Genomic DNA, 15,920 nt, shown 5'->3' on the forward strand with positions numbered 1-15,920 from the left:
GGACAAACTAATATTGTTTTATTATCTATAAAGGATAAGGCAGAGCAGGCGGCGCTTTTGTAGATGTCCTTCAGGAACAATGTCACTTGAAGAAACTGTTCATCATGTATAGTTTGAGGGAGAGGGCGATGTCGAGTCGCTGTTCGCCGTCGTTGATGTCGAGTCCGATGAGCTCGCGGATTTTCCTGAAACGATACTTCATCGTGTTGTAATGGATTTTAAGATCCTCCGCGGCCTGCTTCCCCTGCCAGTTATGCCGGACGAGCGCCTCGAGCGTCTTCACGAGTTCGCCGCGTCGTTTCCGGTCGTATTCGATCAGCGGACCGATGTAGTCGGTATAAAACGCAACCGCGTCGCGCGAATTGAAGAGGGGACCGAGGAGCTTGTAGACGCCCAGTTCCTCCCAGAAGACGACGCGCCCGCCGCCATAGGAGGTCCGGACCATTTCGAGTCCCTTGCGCGCCTCGTCGTAACTCTGGTGGCACTGGAAGACGCTCTCCTTGACGCCTCCGATCCCGACGGTCACCGTGAAGTGGGTCCGGTCGCGGATGTCCTGCTGGATTTCGGCCGCGAGCGAGTTCAGTTCGGAGCGGAACTCCGCAGGCGGGGTGTTCCGCGCGGGCAGGATGAAGACGATGGAGTCGCTGAGTTCGGCGTAGGGCGTTTTCGGGAAGCGATCCTGGACGTGAGCCGCGGCGACGGTGTAGATGCGCTTCTTGCCTTCGTCGATGAGCGTCGCCGACTCGCGCTCCCTGAAGTGTTCGAACTGAAGCTTGTAGTTGTCGATATCGACGTCGACGGCGACCTGCGGGCCGCTCAGGTCCCACGAGAACATTTTCGCGCGGTTCCAGACTTCCTTTTCGAACCGGAGGTTGTTGAAAAGGATATCCTGGACGAACTCGTCCCGGTACCGGCGCTCGGCCTCCGTCTGGGCGATGCGTTTCTGGATGCTCAGGAGCAGGACCGTCTTTGCGTGGTCGACGCAGATGTCCCACTCATACCCCGTTCGCGGCTCTTCGGGAAGAACGTCGAAGACGAGATATCCGTACGTCTTGTTATCGAGCGTGACCGCCACGTTGCTGCGATTGCTGAGAAGCTGCGGAAGGCTCATGTCCCGGACGAGCGAATCGAAAGCCGGGTTCCGCGACGCGAGGATGTTCTCGCCGAACGTCGTGTCGACGAACGCGAGGTCGCAGCCGATGAAGCGCCGGAGGGCCGCGACGATCTCCGCCGTCGGGCCGCCGTTCATCATGATTTCGGAAAACGACCGGAGAACCGATTCCGAGAGCCTGAGCTGTTCTGCCTGGCGGTTGACGACGGTCGTCAGGACCGGGTCGATGACGTCCCGGAAAGCGAACGGAAACGGGATATCGAGAAGGGGAAAACCGAGTTCGTCCGCGTGGCGGAGCACCTCGTCCGGCACTTTTCCGATGTATCTGCTGACCTTGATGCCGAAACAGGACATTCCGCGGCTCTGGAGCGTGTCGATGACGGGGATGAGGCTCCTGGGATCGTCCCGGAAGATATAGCCCGAGGTGATGACGAGCTCGCCGCCCTGGAGCCAGTTGACTCCGTCGGGCGCGTCGAGCACGGTGACGGACGTCACGCGCCGGTCGAGCCCGCGATGCCCCGCGAGCACGGTGATGCCCTTCAGAAGAGGTGTTTCGAGGAGTTCGCGCAACGTTACGCTCATCGTGATCCGGCTCCTATCCCTGCTTCGGATACCTGTGAGCATACGCGAAATCCCCCGGGTTTCGCAAGTGGAATGAACGACCATGCGGGTCGGGAACGAAACGATCTTGTTCCCCGGCGCACGAAGGAGTACCATATCGTTGCATTTTCGTTTTTTTTCGGAATCATGCACCATATCGGCGGGCGAGTGTGTCCGTCATGCCGACAAGGAGGGACGCCATGAAGAAGGCATACGTCATCGGAACGTGCGATACGAAGTATGAGGATCTCCACTTCGTGAAGGAGCGCATCGAGGCGGAGGGGGTTCCGGCCGTCCTCGTGGATGTCGGGACGACGGTGCGTGTTCCCGGACCGGGAGTCGACGTGTCGAACCGGGATGTGGCTGCGTGTCATCCGGACAGGCCCGGTTTTCTGGACTCCGTGAGGGACAGGGGGCAGGCCGTCGCGGAAATGGGAGAGGCGCTCGCGGCGTTCCTGCTGACACGGGGCGACATCGGCGGCGTCATCGGCCTCGGCGGGTCGGGCGGTACCTCCCTCGTGACGCGGGGGATGCGATCGCTCCCGATCGGCGTGCCGAAGCTCATGGTCTCGACCGTCGCTTCCGCGAACGTCGCGCCTTACGTCGGGCCGAACGACATCTGCATGATGTACTCCGTCACGGACGTCGCCGGGATCAACCGGATCTCGCGCGTCGTCCTCTCGAACGCGGCTAACGCCGTCTCGGGCATGGTTCGCGGAACGGTTCCATCCGGCGAGGACAAACCGCTCGTCGGAATGACGATGTTCGGTGTGACGACGCCGTGCGTGGAGCGAGTGAGACACGCGCTCGCGAAGGAATTCGACTGCCTCGTGTTCCACGCGACCGGAACGGGCGGCCAGTCGATGGAGAAGCTCGTGGATTCCGGGTTGATCCCCTCCGTGATCGACGCGACGACCACGGAGGTCTGCGACCTTCTGATGGGCGGTGTCTTCAGCGCCGGCGAGGACCGGCTCGGGGCGATCGTCCGGACCAGGATCCCCTACGTCGGCTCCGTCGGGGCGCTCGACATGGTCAATTTCGGCGCGATGGAGACCGTCCCGCCGCACTATAGGGACCGGAAGCTCCACGTCCACAACCCGCAGGTCACGCTGATGCGGACGACTCCCGAGGAGAACGCCCACATGGGCAAGTGGATCGGGGAAAAACTCAACCGGTGCGAGGGACCGGTCCGCTTCCTGCTGCCGCTCAACGGAGTCTCGCTGATCGACGCTCCGGGACAGCCGTTCCACTGGCCGGAGGCGGACGCGGCGCTCTTCGATTCCCTCGAACGCACCGTGATCCAGACAAACCTGCGGAGGCTTGTGAGATTGCCGTACAACATCAACGATCCGGAATTCGCCGACGCGCTCGTGGCGAATTTCCGCGACATCACCGGACATTAGGCTCCGGAGAGGGAGGGGAACGACGGTGGTGCGACAGACGCGATCGGAGCTCATGTCCCGTTTCCGGGACATGGTGCGGAAGCGGGAGCCGATCATCGGCGGCGGCGCGGGGACGGGGATCTCCGCGAAGTGGGAGGAAGCGGGCGGCATCGACCTCATCGTGATCTACAACTCGGGCCGGTATCGCATGGCCGGGCGCGGATCGCTCGCAGGGCTGCTTGCCTATGGGAACGCCAATGACATCGTGAAGGACATGGCGAAGGAGGTCCTTCCGGTCGTGAAGAAGACCCCCGTCCTCGCCGGGATCAACGGGACCGACCCGTTCGTCATCTGGGACTGCTTCTTAGACGACCTCAAGTCCCTGGGATTCGCGGGCGTCCAGAACTTTCCGACCGTCGGCCTCATCGACGGAGTCTTCCGGGCGAACCTCGAGGAGACGGGGATGGGGTACGCGCTCGAGGTCGAGTCGATCCGCATGGCGGCCGAACGGGATCTCCTGACGACGCCATACGTCTTCAGCGCGAAGGACGCCGTCGCGATGACGAAGGCGGGCGCGGACATCCTCGTCTGCCACATGGGGCTCACGACGAAGGGCTCGATCGGGGCGCAGACGGCCAAGACGCTCGATCAGTGCGTCGGGCTGATCGACGAGTGGGCCGCGGCGGCGCGGGCGGTGCGCGACGACGTCATCGTCCTGTGTCACGGCGGGCCGATCGCGATGCCCGAGGATGCGGCGTACGTCCTGAAGCGTTGCAAAAACGTCAACGGCTTCTACGGGGCGAGTTCGATGGAGCGCCTGCCGACGGAGACCGCGATCAAGGCGCAGACGCAGGCCTTCAAGGCCGTGAAATTCTAGTCCGGGGCGAACCGGGGGGAGGAATCGGGCAATGCCCAGAGTATACTACAGCACTGTCATCGATACACCCGTCGAGGTCGTGTGGAAAATGGTCCGGGATTTCAACGGCCTGCCGAAATGGCACCCGGGCATCGTGGACAGCGAACTGGAGGAGGGGACGGACGTCGGGTGCGTGCGGCATTTCACGCTCGCCGGAGGGGTGAAAATGCGCGAACGTCTGCTCGGGATCTCCGATATCGACCGAACGGTGGCCTACAGTATTCTGGAGACCGGCATGAAGCTGAAAAACTACATCGCGGTGATTCGCGTCGCGCCGGTCGTCGCCACCGGACAGACGTTCGCGGAGTGGTCGGCGGTCTTCGACGTCACCGACCCCGCCGCGGAGGATGAGACGACCGCGACCGTGTACGGCGTCTTCAGCTCGGGACTCGAGAGTCTCAGAAATTTGGGGTTCGATCGCAGGGAATATATGGACAGGGAATAATCGTGCGGTTTCCGGCACAGGAGCGCCCCCGCTTTCTGCGGGGGCGCTCCTGTGTATCCGCCTTGTTTTCAGAGAGGTGCGTTCGGAGAAGCGCTACTTCTTCGGCACAAGCCCCTTCGGCGTTGCGTCGTCGCCGATGATGAACCGGGAGACGAGATTCAGAAGGTTTTCCGACGTCGAGGCCATGTCCTGCGCCTCCGTCGCGATCCCCTCGGCGGCCTTCGTCGTCTCCCGCGACGCCGCCTGAATCGACGTCACCGATTCCACGACTTCTCCCGTCGATTCCGTCACGCTCTGAACCGCGCTCGTCATCTCCTCGCTCGCCGCGGCCTGCTCCTCCGATACCGCCGCGATGCTCTGGACCGCCTCCGCCATCTTCGCGATGGACTCCACCGCGGCCGTCAGTTTCTTCTGCGTCGCCTCGGCGCCTCGCATCGTCTCTTCCAGGATCGTCCCCGTCTTCTCGGTCGCCGCGATCGAGTCGCCGGAGTGCCTCTGGAGTCCGTCGATCAGCTTGTTGACCTCGTTCGCCGCCCGCGCCGATTCCTCCGCGAGCTTCCTGACCTCCTCGGCCACCACCGCGAAGCCCCGTCCCGCCTCTCCGGCCCTCGCCGCCTCGATCGCCGCGTTCAGCGCCAGAAGGTTCGTCTGGTCCGCGATCGACGTTATCGTCGTCACGAATCCCGAGATGTCCTCGACCGACTTCGCGAGCGCCTTGATCCGATCGATGCTCTTCGCCGATTCCCCCGCGGCGTTCCTGATGTTGCCGATGGCGAGGTTGACTTCGGAGAGAGAGCCCTTCGCCGCCTCGGAAGCCTGCGTGGCGCCCTCGGCCCCGTCGCCGGACGCCTTCGCGGCCGACTGCGCGCTCGACGCGATCTCCTCGATCGATGCGTTCGTTTCCTCGAGGGCGGCCGAACTGTGTTCCATCATGGCCTGCACCTTCTCGATCGATCCCGAGACCTCCTCCATCGAGGAGAGCGTCTCCTCCGAAAGCGACGCGAGGGTTTCGGCGCGCCTGGCCGTCTCCTCGGACTCCTTCCGGATCGAAACCATGACATCGCGCAGCGAAACGACCATTCCGTTGAGATTCCGAGATATGTCTGCGATTTCGTCCTTGCCGGAGTCCGCGTAGTGGACGGTCAGGTCCCCGGCTCCGAGTTTTTCGGTGGTTGCCTTCATCGACCCGATCGACTTCGTGAGTCCCCGGACGATGACGAAGATGACGCCGCCCGTCACGAGGATCGCGATGACCGCGATCGCGAGCAGGACGTTCGTAAGTCCCCGCACCATTCCGGTGACGACGGATCTCGGAAAGAAGATTCCGAGGAAGAAGTCGCGGCTCGCAGGTGCGAAGAATATCTGGCGGTCTTCGCCCTGGTAGGTGTAGGTTTCGAATCCGCTCTCTCCGGCGACCATCTTCTTCGCGATGTTCCGCACGGGCTCTGGAAACTTGCTGTCCGTCATCATGTTGGCCTTCAGGACGTCCTCCGCGACGCGGTATGCCGCGAAGACTCCGCTCCTGAGAATCATGACGCCGCTCCCCTGTCCGAAGATCTTGAGGTTGACGACGTATTCGTTCAGCGCCGTCGTGTCCATGTCGCCGGTCAGGACGCCGAGAAGTTTTCCGGCGGTGTCGTAAAGGGGCGTCGCCGCCGAGACGACGACCTTCTTCGTATTCTGGTTCACGTACGGCTCGGTGAAAATGACCTTTCCCTTTCCGGCTGCCGCGGCCTGCCTGTACCAGGCGCGGACGCGCGCGTCGTAGCCCTCGGGTTCCTTCCAGCCGCGACCGTGCGCGAGTTTGCCGGTCGATTCGATTCCGAAATACAGGTCGGCGATTCCGCTATCCGAAGCACGTTCGACGAGCGAGGTCAGAACCTTCTCGACACCTTCCTCGTCGGTCGTTCCGAGAACGAGCCACGCGTGAAGGACCGAATCCGCAGCGGTCGCGACGATTCCCTCGATCTTGTCGAACTGTGAATTGACGGCCTCGGCCGCTCCTTTCACGATCTCCATCCCCGACGTCCCGACCTGATCGAACATCATGGCGCTGCCGCGATAGTACGTCACGCCCGCCATTGCCGCGATCACCAGAAGAACGATGCACGCCATTCCGATAAGCTTGTTCCGTATAGTCATCTCTCATTCCTCCTTCTCTTTTTTCGAAAGAGTTTCTTTCTCCATCTCTCTGAAGACCCGTTCCGCAACGCCCCAGATTTTTCCCGCCCCGTCACGGATGGGGAAGGTATCGATCCGGTAGCGGGTTCTCTTCTTCCTGCCCCCGGTCTCCGTGAATAACGTGTGGGGCATTCCGTCGCGCATCGTTTCGAGGGTCGCGCACTTGCGGCATGGGGCCCGTCTCCGGTGGAAAACGCGATAGCATTTCTGCCCCGCGGTCTCCTCTCCGAGCGTTTCTCCCTCGCGAACGGATCCCTCGGATACGATTACGTTCAGACTCAGATCCACGAGGAACAGGGCCGTTTCCTGCCATCCGTCTTCCTTCGCGCCGTTCGTCGACAACGCCGACGCCAGCGTCCGCAAAATCGTCTCTCTTCCGCTATCCAGAATCTCCACCTCCCTCCGGTCGTATTGTGAATAGAGTACGGGAAGCCCGAAAAATGACAATCCATTTGCGCATAAATTCATGTATCTGATCATATTGTTTTTAACGCCATTCGTGTCGATGGGGATTCGAAGCGGATGGTATAATTCTCGAAATGATCGGTGATATCGAAGTCCCTCCTCCCGAGGGACCACTATCCTGAAAACATGGGGGCATGTTCATGAAACTCCGGAGTCACCGTTGCACCGTATTGTTGTTGAGTGCATTCTTCATCGCGGCGCTTTCCGGCGTCGCATCGGCGAAGATGCGGATCGCCGTTCTGGAGTTCCAGAACAACGCCACGGAAGCGAAGGAAGTGACGGAGGGCGTCCGGCGCGGCATCACGGACATGCTCACGACGGAACTCGTCAAAACCGGAGCCTTCACCGTCTATGAGCGCAGCCGCATCGAGGCGATCGCGAAGGAACAGAAGCTTTCGGCGTCGGGGCTCGTCGATCCGACCACGGCCGTTTCCCTCGGGCGGCTCGTCGGCGTCGAGGCGATCGTAACGGGGGCCATCACGGAATTCTCGACGAAGACTTCGGGCGGATTCATCCCGCTCGGCGGCTTTACGGGCGTCGCCGTGGGGAGTTCGACGGCGAAGGTTGCGCTCGATCTCAGGGTCGTCCGCGTCCAGACCGGCGAGGTCGTGTCGGTCGTACGCGAGACGGGGACGGCCGACCGCTCGGCGGGAGGCGTCATGATCTCCGGACTTGCGTTCGGCGAGGGGGAATCCGGAGGCATCCTCTCGGCCGCGACATACAACGCGATCCAGAAGATCGCGCAGCGTCTGCGACAGATGGTTTCGGGGTCCTCGTACCACGTTCTCGCGTATGCCGGCGATGTGGCGACGGTGGACGCCGGCATGTCGCAGGGGATCCAGCCGGGCCAGATGCTCGCGGTCTACCTCGAGGGAACTCCCGTCGTCGGGCTCAAGGGAGAGGTCCTCGGAATCGAAAAGAACTACCTCGCGATTCTGAAGGCGAAGGAAGTTCAGAACGCCTATTCCAAGTGCGAGGTCGTCCGGATGGAAGGAGCTCCGGGCCGGGGCGACCTCGTCGAGCTGTTTTTCGGAAAGCCGGATCAGGTTCCGCTGAAGCGGCGGAGCATTGCGACCGCGCTTAACGTCCTCGGTGGTGGCTCGGCGGCGACTCCTGCGGTCGAACCGACGCCCGAACCGAAGCCGGAACCGACGGGCGCGCCGAAGGGAAAGACCGCGCGGCCCACTCCGGAGCCGGTCCGTCCCATACCCGAGCCCACGCCCGAACCGCAGCCGACGCAGGCTCCCGTGAATCCTCTGTCCGGCTCGACCGCGAACAAGTCGGACCAGATCGACGTTCTCGACGCGATGCCGCTGACGCCCGAACAGAAGGCGAATATCAGCATCGTCCACAAGGCGGGGTACTATAACCTCACGAAGGGAAATTTCTCGCGCGCCCTGAAGCAGTTCGAGGAAGCCGTGAAGATCTACTCCGGAAATTATCTCGACATGTACTGGGCCGGCGTCACGGCGTACAAGATGGGCAAGAAGAGTGTCGCGCGCGAGTGGATCGACCGCTCGATTTCGACGAATCCGAGCTACGAACCCGCGATCGACTTCCGGGACAGAAACCTGGCGAAGAAGAAGTAGCTGAGACGCTGCGCTGTTCCGGCGCACTGGGAGGGGCGAATAAAGACGAAGGAGGGGAAGTCCGTGCTTCCGTATCCGAAGGATCGTGCGAGATGGTGGAAAGTTGCATTGACCGCATGTTTCGCGGTTTTCGCCGCTTGTGATATCGCCGTAGCGGATTCGCGTTCCCTGTCGCTTCGGGATCTCGGGTATCCCGACGAGATGTTCTTCGAGGGGCCTGCGACACCGTTGTCGGTATACTTTCCGGTGCCGCGGGTCGCCATCGAAGAAGGGGTCATGACGTGGGAGCTGCGCCCTTCGTCCGCCCTCAATGCGCTTTCGAGCTTCTCGTTTTTCCTCAACGACCGGCTTGCGACCCGACGAAGCGTTGCGGATCTCCTGAAGAATCCGGTTGTCTCATTGCCGTTGCCGGAGGACGTGGCGTCGCGAGGATTCCTCCATGCTCGAATCGAACCGCGGCTGTTCATCACGGAGGATTTCTGCAGCGATATGTCGCGCGGAGGACTGTACTACGGTATTCTCTCGGATTCGCGTCTGACGGTCCGCTACAGCCATCCGCCGGTTCGTTCGGCATCAGATTTTTTCGACACACTCGTTGCGGGCGCGGCGATCTTTCTCCCTCCGTCACCGACGGTCGGAGAAGCCACTGCCGGCGTCTGGATCGCGTCGATGCTGCGAAAAACGTATCCGGGGCAGCCCTTTCCGTTGCATGTGGCCGGCGAACCCTTCTCCGCCGCGCAGCCGAAGATTCTGATTTCATCGGGAAAAAAACGTTTCCCGGATCTGCCGCTTCTCCCGGACGGATTCTCTCCGGTTTCCGGAGACCTTTCGATCGTCGGATCGGACGACGCGGCCTTGCTGTTGCAGATCTCGGCGCTCCCCGCGCGGAATGTTTTCCCCGTTCTGGGGGATGCGTTTTCCGTGCGAAAATGGACAACAGGGAATCGAAGCCCGGCGTTTGCGGCCGAAACGGAAGGCTCGGGGCATTTCTCCGCGGCGGCCGATCTTCCCGTCTACCCCGGACTGATGTCGACGCCCCCGGCGGATCTCTCATTCCATCTCGAAGGGGTCTATACGCCTGTCGATGACGCGATCCGGCGTCCGAGACTCGATCTTTTCTGGAACGGAAAGCTGGAGAAAAGCGAAAGGCTTGACAATTCTGGAAGTTTCGCCGTGAATCTCCTGGTGCCGAAGGAGTCGGGCCTTTTCACGCGTAACACTCTCCGGGCGGTCGTACAATACCCGTCCACGGAGGGTCTGTGCCGGTATCTCCGAACTCCGTCACGTTTGCGGCTTCTTTCCCGGAGTTTCGTGACGGGGCATGGAACCTTCCCGATCGGGAATCTGGCGTTCGACTCGTTCGGACTCTTCGGAATGTCACGCGGTGCGGTCTATACGGATGGAATTCGCGATCCGGAGATCCTCAGGACGACGGTTGATCTTCTCGTTTTCCTGAACCGACAGTATCCTGAAGACGTCTTTTTCCTCCCCGACCTTCATCCTCTGGAGGATCTGAAGAATGAAGGAGAGCGGGGATATGCCCTCATCGTCGGATCACTGAAAAGCGTCGTTCTTCCGGAGCAGCTGCGAGGGACCCTTCCGCTCGATCCCGGAATCGGGGGTGTCGTTTACCGGAAGAGCACGGGAGAGGTTGTTTTTACTCATGAACCGTCGAAGGGATACGCAATGCTCGAAATCGGGAGTTTCGCCGGCCGCCCCGTACTGCTGGCGACCGCGGCGGATTCGGAGACGCTGCGGCGGGCCGTCTCGTTCGCGACGGATCCCGCGCGTGCTGGAGAGATGTATGGAACGCTCTTCATTCACGGGAAGGATGGACTCTCGCGAAGTTTCGATACCAGAAGCCCGGAAACGGGCGTCCGCACGCTCGAACCCGTGGCGACGGCGGAACGGATCTGGTTCCGGTACCGCGGCTATATTCTGCTCGGTATCTGGGTTCTCGTGACCGCTCTTCTGGCGAAGATCGCGCTCGGGAACAAAAGGAAGGTGTCCTGATCCCATGAATCGCCCGAGGGCGATCGGCGGACTGTTTCCGGTAGTCCTCGTCCTCGCATGTGTCTCCGCCGCCCACGCGGGAGCGTGGACGCAGCCCCAGGGCGCACTGAACATGACCGTGACGGTCGCGCGGTATGAAAGCTCCTGGTACTGGGACGAACAGCGGGAGAGCAAAAAGGCTCTCGATGGGGCGTTCTCGAAGACCGAGGCGCGGCTGTACATGGAGTATGGCATGACCGACCGGTACACGGCCATTCTCAATCTTCCCTGGAAACGCCAGGAGAAGGCGTCGCCGTCCGATCTCTCGGACAGCGGCGTCGGAGACATAGAAATCGGACTCAGACGCCGGCTCTGGAACCGCGGAAGCGAGGCCGCCGCCCTGCAGCTGCTGTTCGGAGTCCCGGCCGGATATGACGACCGGATTCCGGTCGCGCTGGGAACCGGGAACCGCTACGCGGACCTCCGCTATGTCTGGAGCAGGAGCTGGCCCCTGCGCGGCGGCTACGGCTACGTGAATCTCGAAGCCGGGTATCGCGCCTTCGACGGCGACGAGCCGAACCAGTTCCGGTTCGACGGAATCCTCTATACGCCGTTGTCCCCCTCATGGGGAGTGCAGCTGGCTCTGAACGTCGAGGAGAGCGACCATATCGCACGCCCGAACCCCGCGGATCCGACCGCCCCGAAACGCGGACACAGGCTCTGGAAGGCGGGGTTTGGACCGGTCGTTCATCTCGCGGGCGGATACTCGCTGTCGCTTATCGTCTATCGGGACATTCTGGGAGCCTATACGGGGGAGGGGACGAACGTGGAACTCTCCATTTCGACGATGTTTCCGTCCCGTCGCTGAGGCGACATGAAACTCGGAGCGATTCTTCTCAGGCAGGGCGCAATCGATCAGAAAACGCTGGACCGGGCGGTGGAGATCCAGAAGACGTGGACATCGCCGATAGGAACGATCCTGATGGCGCTGGGACTCGTGAACTCCCGGCAGATCGCGCTCGCGCTCGCGGAACAGTTTTCGCTCTCGTACCGCGATCCGGGAGCCGAGCCGCCGGATCCCGCCGTGCTCCGCCATGTTCTGTCCCGCGTCAGCGAATCGTTTCTCCGCGCGCATTCGACGCTCCCTCTCGGGGAAGAGGGCGGAAAGATCGCGTTTGCGACTTCCAACCCCACGGACCCCGTTTTCGGCGGAGAGCTTCCGGAGCGCCTCGGGCGGGAGATCGTCCTGTACGTCGCGAGCGAGCGGGACATGTCCCGCTCATTCATGTCGGTCTTCAGACAGACATATATCGACGAAACCGTGATGGGACTCTTCTACAGAACGCCCGAACAGTCGGCGATCCAGACCTTCACGAACGCGCAGCTTGCGGCGATTTTCATTTTCGTCACGGCCTTGCTCTTCGGTATATACGAATGGCCGCGTGTTGTGGGGACCGGGATCGTCCTCCTCGTCAACATCCTGTATCTCGTCTCGATTCTCTTCAAATTCACGGCTTCGATGGCCGGCGCGCACACGGAGATCCGGCAGCAGGTTTCGGACGAAGAGGTCGCGGAGCTGAAGGATGAGGATCTTCCCGTCTATACGGTTCTTCTCCCGATGTACAGGGAGCCCGTCGTAGTGAAGATGCTGATCGAGTCGGTCAAAAAGCTCGACTATCCCACGAGCAAGCTCGACGTGAAGATCCTGCTCGAGGAGGATGACGTCGAAACGTACGAATCGCTGCGGCGGATTCAGCCGCCTGCGCACTTCGAGATCGTCCGCGTGCCGTACTCGTTCCCGAAGACGAAACCGAAGGCGTGCAACTACGGTCTTCTCTTCGCGCGCGGGGAATTCCTCACGATTTTCGATGCGGAGGACGTTCCCGACAGAGACCAGCTCAAGAAGGCGCTCGTCGCCTTCGCCAAGGGGCCGGAGAATCTCGCGTGCGTCCAGGCGGCCCTGAACTATTTCAACGCGCGGCAGAACTTCCTCACGAAGATGTTCACGCTGGAATACTCGTACTGGTTCGATTACATGCTGCCGGGCATCGAGACGCTCCGCTTCCCGATTCCTCTGGGGGGAACATCGAATCACTTCCGGGTGGAGACGCTTCGCGCCCTCGGAGGGTGGGATCCCTTCAACGTCACAGAGGACGCGGATCTGGGCATCCGTGCGAGCGCCAGGGGGTACCGGATCGCCACCATCAATTCGACGACGTACGAGGAATCGAACAGCCGCGCGGGCAACTGGATCCGGCAACGATCGCGCTGGATCAAGGGATTCATGATGACATATCTCGTCCATATGCGGCATCCCGTCCGCTTCGTCCGTCAGGCGGGCTGGCGCGCCTTCTGGGGGTTGCAGCTGCTGGTGGGGGGAACCTTCCTGACGTTTCTGATCAACCCGATTCTCTGGCTCGTCTTCATTCTCTGGCTTGCGCTCCGTCCGCAATGGATGGATGCGTACTTTCCTCCCGCCGTAGTGGTTATCTCGAATATGAACCTCATTCTGGGGAATGCCGTCGCGATCTACATGAACATGCTCGCGGTCTTCCGGCGCCAGTACTTCTGGCTGACACCCTATGCGCTGCTCAATCCGGCCTACTGGATCCTGCACTCCACGGCGGCCTACAAGGCGCTCTGGCAGCTGCTGACGAATCCGTTCTATTGGGAGAAGACGACTCATGGACTTGCGTCCCATACGGAACACCCGACAGCGTAAGTTCTTAGGCGCGCTTTTCGCACTGGCGCTGTTGTTGCCGCTGTTCTGCACGGTGACGGTCCCGCTTGCGGAAAAATTCCTTCTTCCCGAGGCATTTCCGATGCTCCTCGAAGCGCGGGATCCCGAGGGGCTTTCCGTGGCCGACTCGATCCTGCGAAAGCCGCTTGGCGTTCATGTCCTCTGGAAAGCCGTTTTCCCGTTTTTCCGGAGGACGCCGGACGGCGTCGTCGCCGGATGGGGGGTGCTCTGTGCGCTGGGCGTGTCCACGCTTACGGGCGTCCTTCTGTTTCTTGCGACGCGATCTCATCTTGAAGGTCCCGGATTTTTCGCGTTTTTCCTCGCCGCCCTCTCGTCGCCTTCGTTGCTGTTCACGGGGACGACGAGTCCCGGCGGGGCGCTGCTTCTGGCGTTCTGCTCCATTGCGGCGTTTTCCCTCCTGTCCTATGCCGTTCTGGAACGGACGTTCTTCCTTTTCGTAGCGGGCCTTGCGCTCGGGGCGGCGCCGTTCGTCCACCCCGCGGCGCTGTATTACGTCATCGGCATGGCGATGATCCTCTGGATGCTGTTTCCCGGAGATCGCGACAGGAAGCTGGCGCTCTATATCGTCCTGTTCTCCCCGTTTGCCCTTCTCGGAGGCGGCTGGGCCTTCCTGCACTGGATCTACGAGCGCGGCGGACCGCTCTTTCCGAACGTCCGGGCCCTGTATGCAATATGGGGTTCGAGCCGGCTTTCCCTTCTCCTTCTCGCCTGTATTTTCTTTGTGATTGGCCGGCAGTCCTATCCGGAAAACGACGCGTCGTGCCGACTGATGCTGACGCGCGACGGAGCGTTCACGATCTGCGACAGGGGCCGGATGGTTCGTTTCGAATCCTTCTGGATCGCGCATCTTCTGATTCTGGCGGCGCTGTTCGTTCTCGGAAGGGATTCCGACGAAAAGATTCCCGTCCTCGTTCTCGCGATGGGGACGATGCTCTGCCTCGCGGCCGTGGCCGCCGCCCCCCGCGGCTGGCGGCGAAATGTGCCCGTACTGACGCTGCTCGTCGTTCTCTCGGCTGTCGGGTGGTATGAACTTCCACGGACATGGTCGCTGTTGGAGATGTGGGAACAGGCGCTTCAGGGAGAACCGGAGATCGCCGCGCTGTACCCCGAGGACGCGGAAACGGCCGCATTCCTCAGAAGCGTGACGCGTTCCCGCGAGCCGGTGTCGTTGCCGGAAGACGGCGCGGACGTCCTCGCCTTTCTTTCGGATGTCTCCCGCGCGCCCAGGGGGAGCGCCTCGCGAATCGCGGTGCTCCCGTCGTCCGCGACGCGGGAGATCTCGGAAAGAATCTTTTTCGGCAACGGATTTTGGAAGGTGATCCTTCGGGAAGAGGCGACACAGCATGAACACGTTCGGCCGGTTTCTGTTCCTGTTGTGCGTCCATAGCCTTCTTTTCCCGGCGGTTGCGCCGGCGCGATCCGGAGTGCCGTCCCCGGTCGGGAGCGCAGCAGACGGGCTTTCGACTGCGCTTCGGGCTTCGGGCCCTCCGGGCAGGATTGCGCGGGAGGACGGGTTTTCGTACGCCGTCGACGGTGCGACGATGTGGATCGCCGCCGCGGCGGCAGGGGACAGGCGGCTGTTCGATGAGATCCGCGCCGGGATGGAAGGGTATGTCGTTTCGGTTGACGTGGCGGGGCGCATCCGCCGGACGGTTTCGTGGCGTCTGGGCCGTCGAGGGGAGAAGGACGCCACGGGAACGACGGAGATCCTGCTGTGCGTCGAAGCGCTCGTCGCCGGAGCGCGCCGCTTCGGCGACGAGGAACTGCTTCGGGAGGCGACGGACCTTGCGGACGGGTACGCGATGCACGAAGACGGGGTCGGACGGACATGGCGCGTCCGGAACTACTACAACTACGGAACCGGCGCGTTTTCGCCGAACAGCTACACGCTCGGGTACGCGCCGGATCTGCTCGACGAGCTTGCGGCATCCGCAGGCGACCCGGGAAAAGGCGACCTCCTCAGAGGGCTTGCTGCGCGTTCACGCGCGTTCGTCCTCGAAGCGTTTCTTCCGAATGGCCTCTTCCACAGCTCCTTCGATCCCGAACTTCACTCTCTTTTCGGAGGGTGTCTTCCATCGTTCCATTTTTCGCCGAACTTCATCGTCAAGCCGGGGGATTCCGCGGCGATCGCGCTCGGAATCGCGCGAAGCGTTCCGGAAGCGGCACGGAGAACGCTCGCATTCATTGCCGCCCGATGGCCGGATATCGGAGACGCCATCTATGGCGACACGGGAGAGCGGGCTTTCGTCGACCGTGGATGCGACCGGATGTCGGCGGGCCACATGGCGATCGTCCTGCGCCTTGCGCTGGCGTGCGGCGACCGGAACTTCGCGGAGCGTGTCCTTTTGGATGTTTTGCCGGAGGCGCGGCGTCTCGAAAGGGAGGCGAAAAATGGCGGCGCCTGGATCTGGGACGCCGCCACGGTTCTGCTCGCGCTTCGGGAGTATCTCGAAATTACCGGGAAATGATCGCGGCGTC

Annotated in this window: 12 protein-coding genes; 9 read left to right on the plus strand and 3 right to left on the minus strand. The window is 61.8% G+C overall.

Annotation, left to right across the window (positions count from 1 at the left end; all coding sequences use genetic code 11):
- Nucleotides 1–82: 82 nt before the first annotated feature.
- Nucleotides 83–1,693 carry a PucR family transcriptional regulator gene (locus ACZ5IU_RS10380; RefSeq protein ID WP_464416986.1) on the minus strand — a complete coding sequence of 537 codons (1,611 nt, stop codon included), beginning with the start codon at nt 1,691–1,693 and terminating at the stop codon, nt 83–85.
- A 218-nt stretch (nt 1,694–1,911) separates the two neighbouring features.
- On the opposite strand from ACZ5IU_RS10380, the gene ACZ5IU_RS10385 reads away from it, so the two are divergent.
- From ACZ5IU_RS10385 to ACZ5IU_RS10395, 3 genes are read left to right on the plus strand one after another with little or no spacing between them, the layout of a single operon-like run.
- On the plus strand, nt 1,912–3,114 hold the full coding sequence (locus ACZ5IU_RS10385; protein ID WP_464416988.1) for a Tm-1-like ATP-binding domain-containing protein: 1,203 nt from the start codon (nt 1,912–1,914) through the stop codon (nt 3,112–3,114).
- Between the two features lie 25 nt (nt 3,115–3,139).
- Nucleotides 3,140–3,970 (plus strand): phosphoenolpyruvate hydrolase family protein, encoded by an 831-nt coding sequence (locus ACZ5IU_RS10390; RefSeq protein ID WP_464416990.1) that lies wholly within the window; start codon nt 3,140–3,142, stop codon nt 3,968–3,970.
- A 31-nt stretch (nt 3,971–4,001) separates the two neighbouring features.
- Nucleotides 4,002–4,454: an SRPBCC family protein gene (locus ACZ5IU_RS10395; protein ID WP_464416992.1), complete on the plus strand. Its 453-nt coding sequence runs from the start codon at nt 4,002–4,004 to the stop codon at nt 4,452–4,454.
- A 93-nt stretch (nt 4,455–4,547) separates the two neighbouring features.
- On the opposite strand, the gene ACZ5IU_RS10400 is transcribed toward ACZ5IU_RS10395, so the two are convergent.
- The gene (locus tag ACZ5IU_RS10400; protein ID WP_464416994.1) at nt 4,548–6,596 is read right to left on the minus strand and encodes a methyl-accepting chemotaxis protein; all 2,049 of its coding nucleotides are present in this window, start codon (nt 6,594–6,596) and stop codon (nt 4,548–4,550) included.
- A 3-nt stretch (nt 6,597–6,599) separates the two neighbouring features.
- Entirely contained in the window at nt 6,600–7,031 is a 432-nt protein-coding gene (locus ACZ5IU_RS10405; protein WP_464416996.1) for a hypothetical protein, read from the minus strand.
- Nucleotides 7,032–7,240: 209 nt separating this feature from the next.
- On the opposite strand from ACZ5IU_RS10405, the gene ACZ5IU_RS10410 reads away from it, so the two are divergent.
- The 6 genes from ACZ5IU_RS10410 (at nt 7,241) to ACZ5IU_RS10435 (ending at nt 15,910) form a co-directional block, all read left to right on the plus strand.
- Nucleotides 7,241–8,689 carry a CsgG/HfaB family protein gene (locus tag ACZ5IU_RS10410; protein ID WP_464416998.1) on the plus strand — a complete coding sequence of 483 codons (1,449 nt, stop codon included), beginning with the start codon at nt 7,241–7,243 and terminating at the stop codon, nt 8,687–8,689.
- A 63-nt stretch (nt 8,690–8,752) separates the two neighbouring features.
- Nucleotides 8,753–10,702, plus strand: coding sequence for a cellulose biosynthesis cyclic di-GMP-binding regulatory protein BcsB (locus ACZ5IU_RS10415; RefSeq protein WP_464417000.1), 1,950 nt, complete (start codon nt 8,753–8,755; stop codon nt 10,700–10,702).
- Between the two features lie 4 nt (nt 10,703–10,706).
- Nucleotides 10,707–11,549: a hypothetical protein gene (locus ACZ5IU_RS10420; protein ID WP_464417002.1), complete on the plus strand. Its 843-nt coding sequence runs from the start codon at nt 10,707–10,709 to the stop codon at nt 11,547–11,549.
- A gap of 6 nt (nt 11,550–11,555) precedes the next feature.
- Nucleotides 11,556–13,403, plus strand: a complete 1,848-nt coding sequence (locus tag ACZ5IU_RS10425) for a glycosyltransferase family 2 protein (RefSeq protein WP_464417004.1) — start codon at nt 11,556–11,558, stop codon at nt 13,401–13,403.
- Complete coding sequence (locus ACZ5IU_RS10430) at nt 13,366–14,829, plus strand: hypothetical protein (protein ID WP_464417006.1); 1,464 nt, start codon at nt 13,366–13,368, stop codon at nt 14,827–14,829. Before ACZ5IU_RS10425 ends, ACZ5IU_RS10430 begins: the two co-directional genes overlap by 38 nt.
- Nucleotides 14,786–15,910 (plus strand): hypothetical protein, encoded by a 1,125-nt coding sequence (locus tag ACZ5IU_RS10435; RefSeq protein ID WP_464417008.1) that lies wholly within the window; start codon nt 14,786–14,788, stop codon nt 15,908–15,910. The genes ACZ5IU_RS10430 and ACZ5IU_RS10435 overlap by 44 nt, the downstream gene beginning before the upstream one ends.
- The last annotated feature ends 10 nt before the right edge of the window (nt 15,911–15,920 follow it).

Source organism: Lactivibrio alcoholicus (genome assembly GCF_055390895.1).

Excerpts from the sequence above, each read along its gene's own strand:
- ACZ5IU_RS10380 (WP_464416986.1), bottom strand. The coding sequence starts at position 1,693 with ATGAGCGTAACGTTGCGCGAACTCCTCGAAACACCTCTTCTGAAGGGC.
- ACZ5IU_RS10385 (WP_464416988.1), top strand. The coding sequence starts at position 1,912 with ATGAAGAAGGCATACGTCATCGGAACGTGCGATACGAAGTATGAGGAT.
- ACZ5IU_RS10395 (WP_464416992.1), top strand. The coding sequence starts at position 4,002 with ATGCCCAGAGTATACTACAGCACTGTCATCGATACACCCGTCGAGGTC.
- ACZ5IU_RS10400 (WP_464416994.1), bottom strand. The coding sequence starts at position 6,596 with ATGACTATACGGAACAAGCTTATCGGAATGGCGTGCATCGTTCTTCTG.
- ACZ5IU_RS10410 (WP_464416998.1), top strand. The coding sequence starts at position 7,241 with ATGAAACTCCGGAGTCACCGTTGCACCGTATTGTTGTTGAGTGCATTC.
- ACZ5IU_RS10420 (WP_464417002.1), top strand. The coding sequence starts at position 10,707 with ATGAATCGCCCGAGGGCGATCGGCGGACTGTTTCCGGTAGTCCTCGTC.
- ACZ5IU_RS10425 (WP_464417004.1), top strand. The coding sequence starts at position 11,556 with ATGAAACTCGGAGCGATTCTTCTCAGGCAGGGCGCAATCGATCAGAAA.
- ACZ5IU_RS10430 (WP_464417006.1), top strand. The coding sequence starts at position 13,366 with ATGGACTTGCGTCCCATACGGAACACCCGACAGCGTAAGTTCTTAGGC.
- ACZ5IU_RS10435 (WP_464417008.1), top strand. The coding sequence starts at position 14,786 with ATGAACACGTTCGGCCGGTTTCTGTTCCTGTTGTGCGTCCATAGCCTT.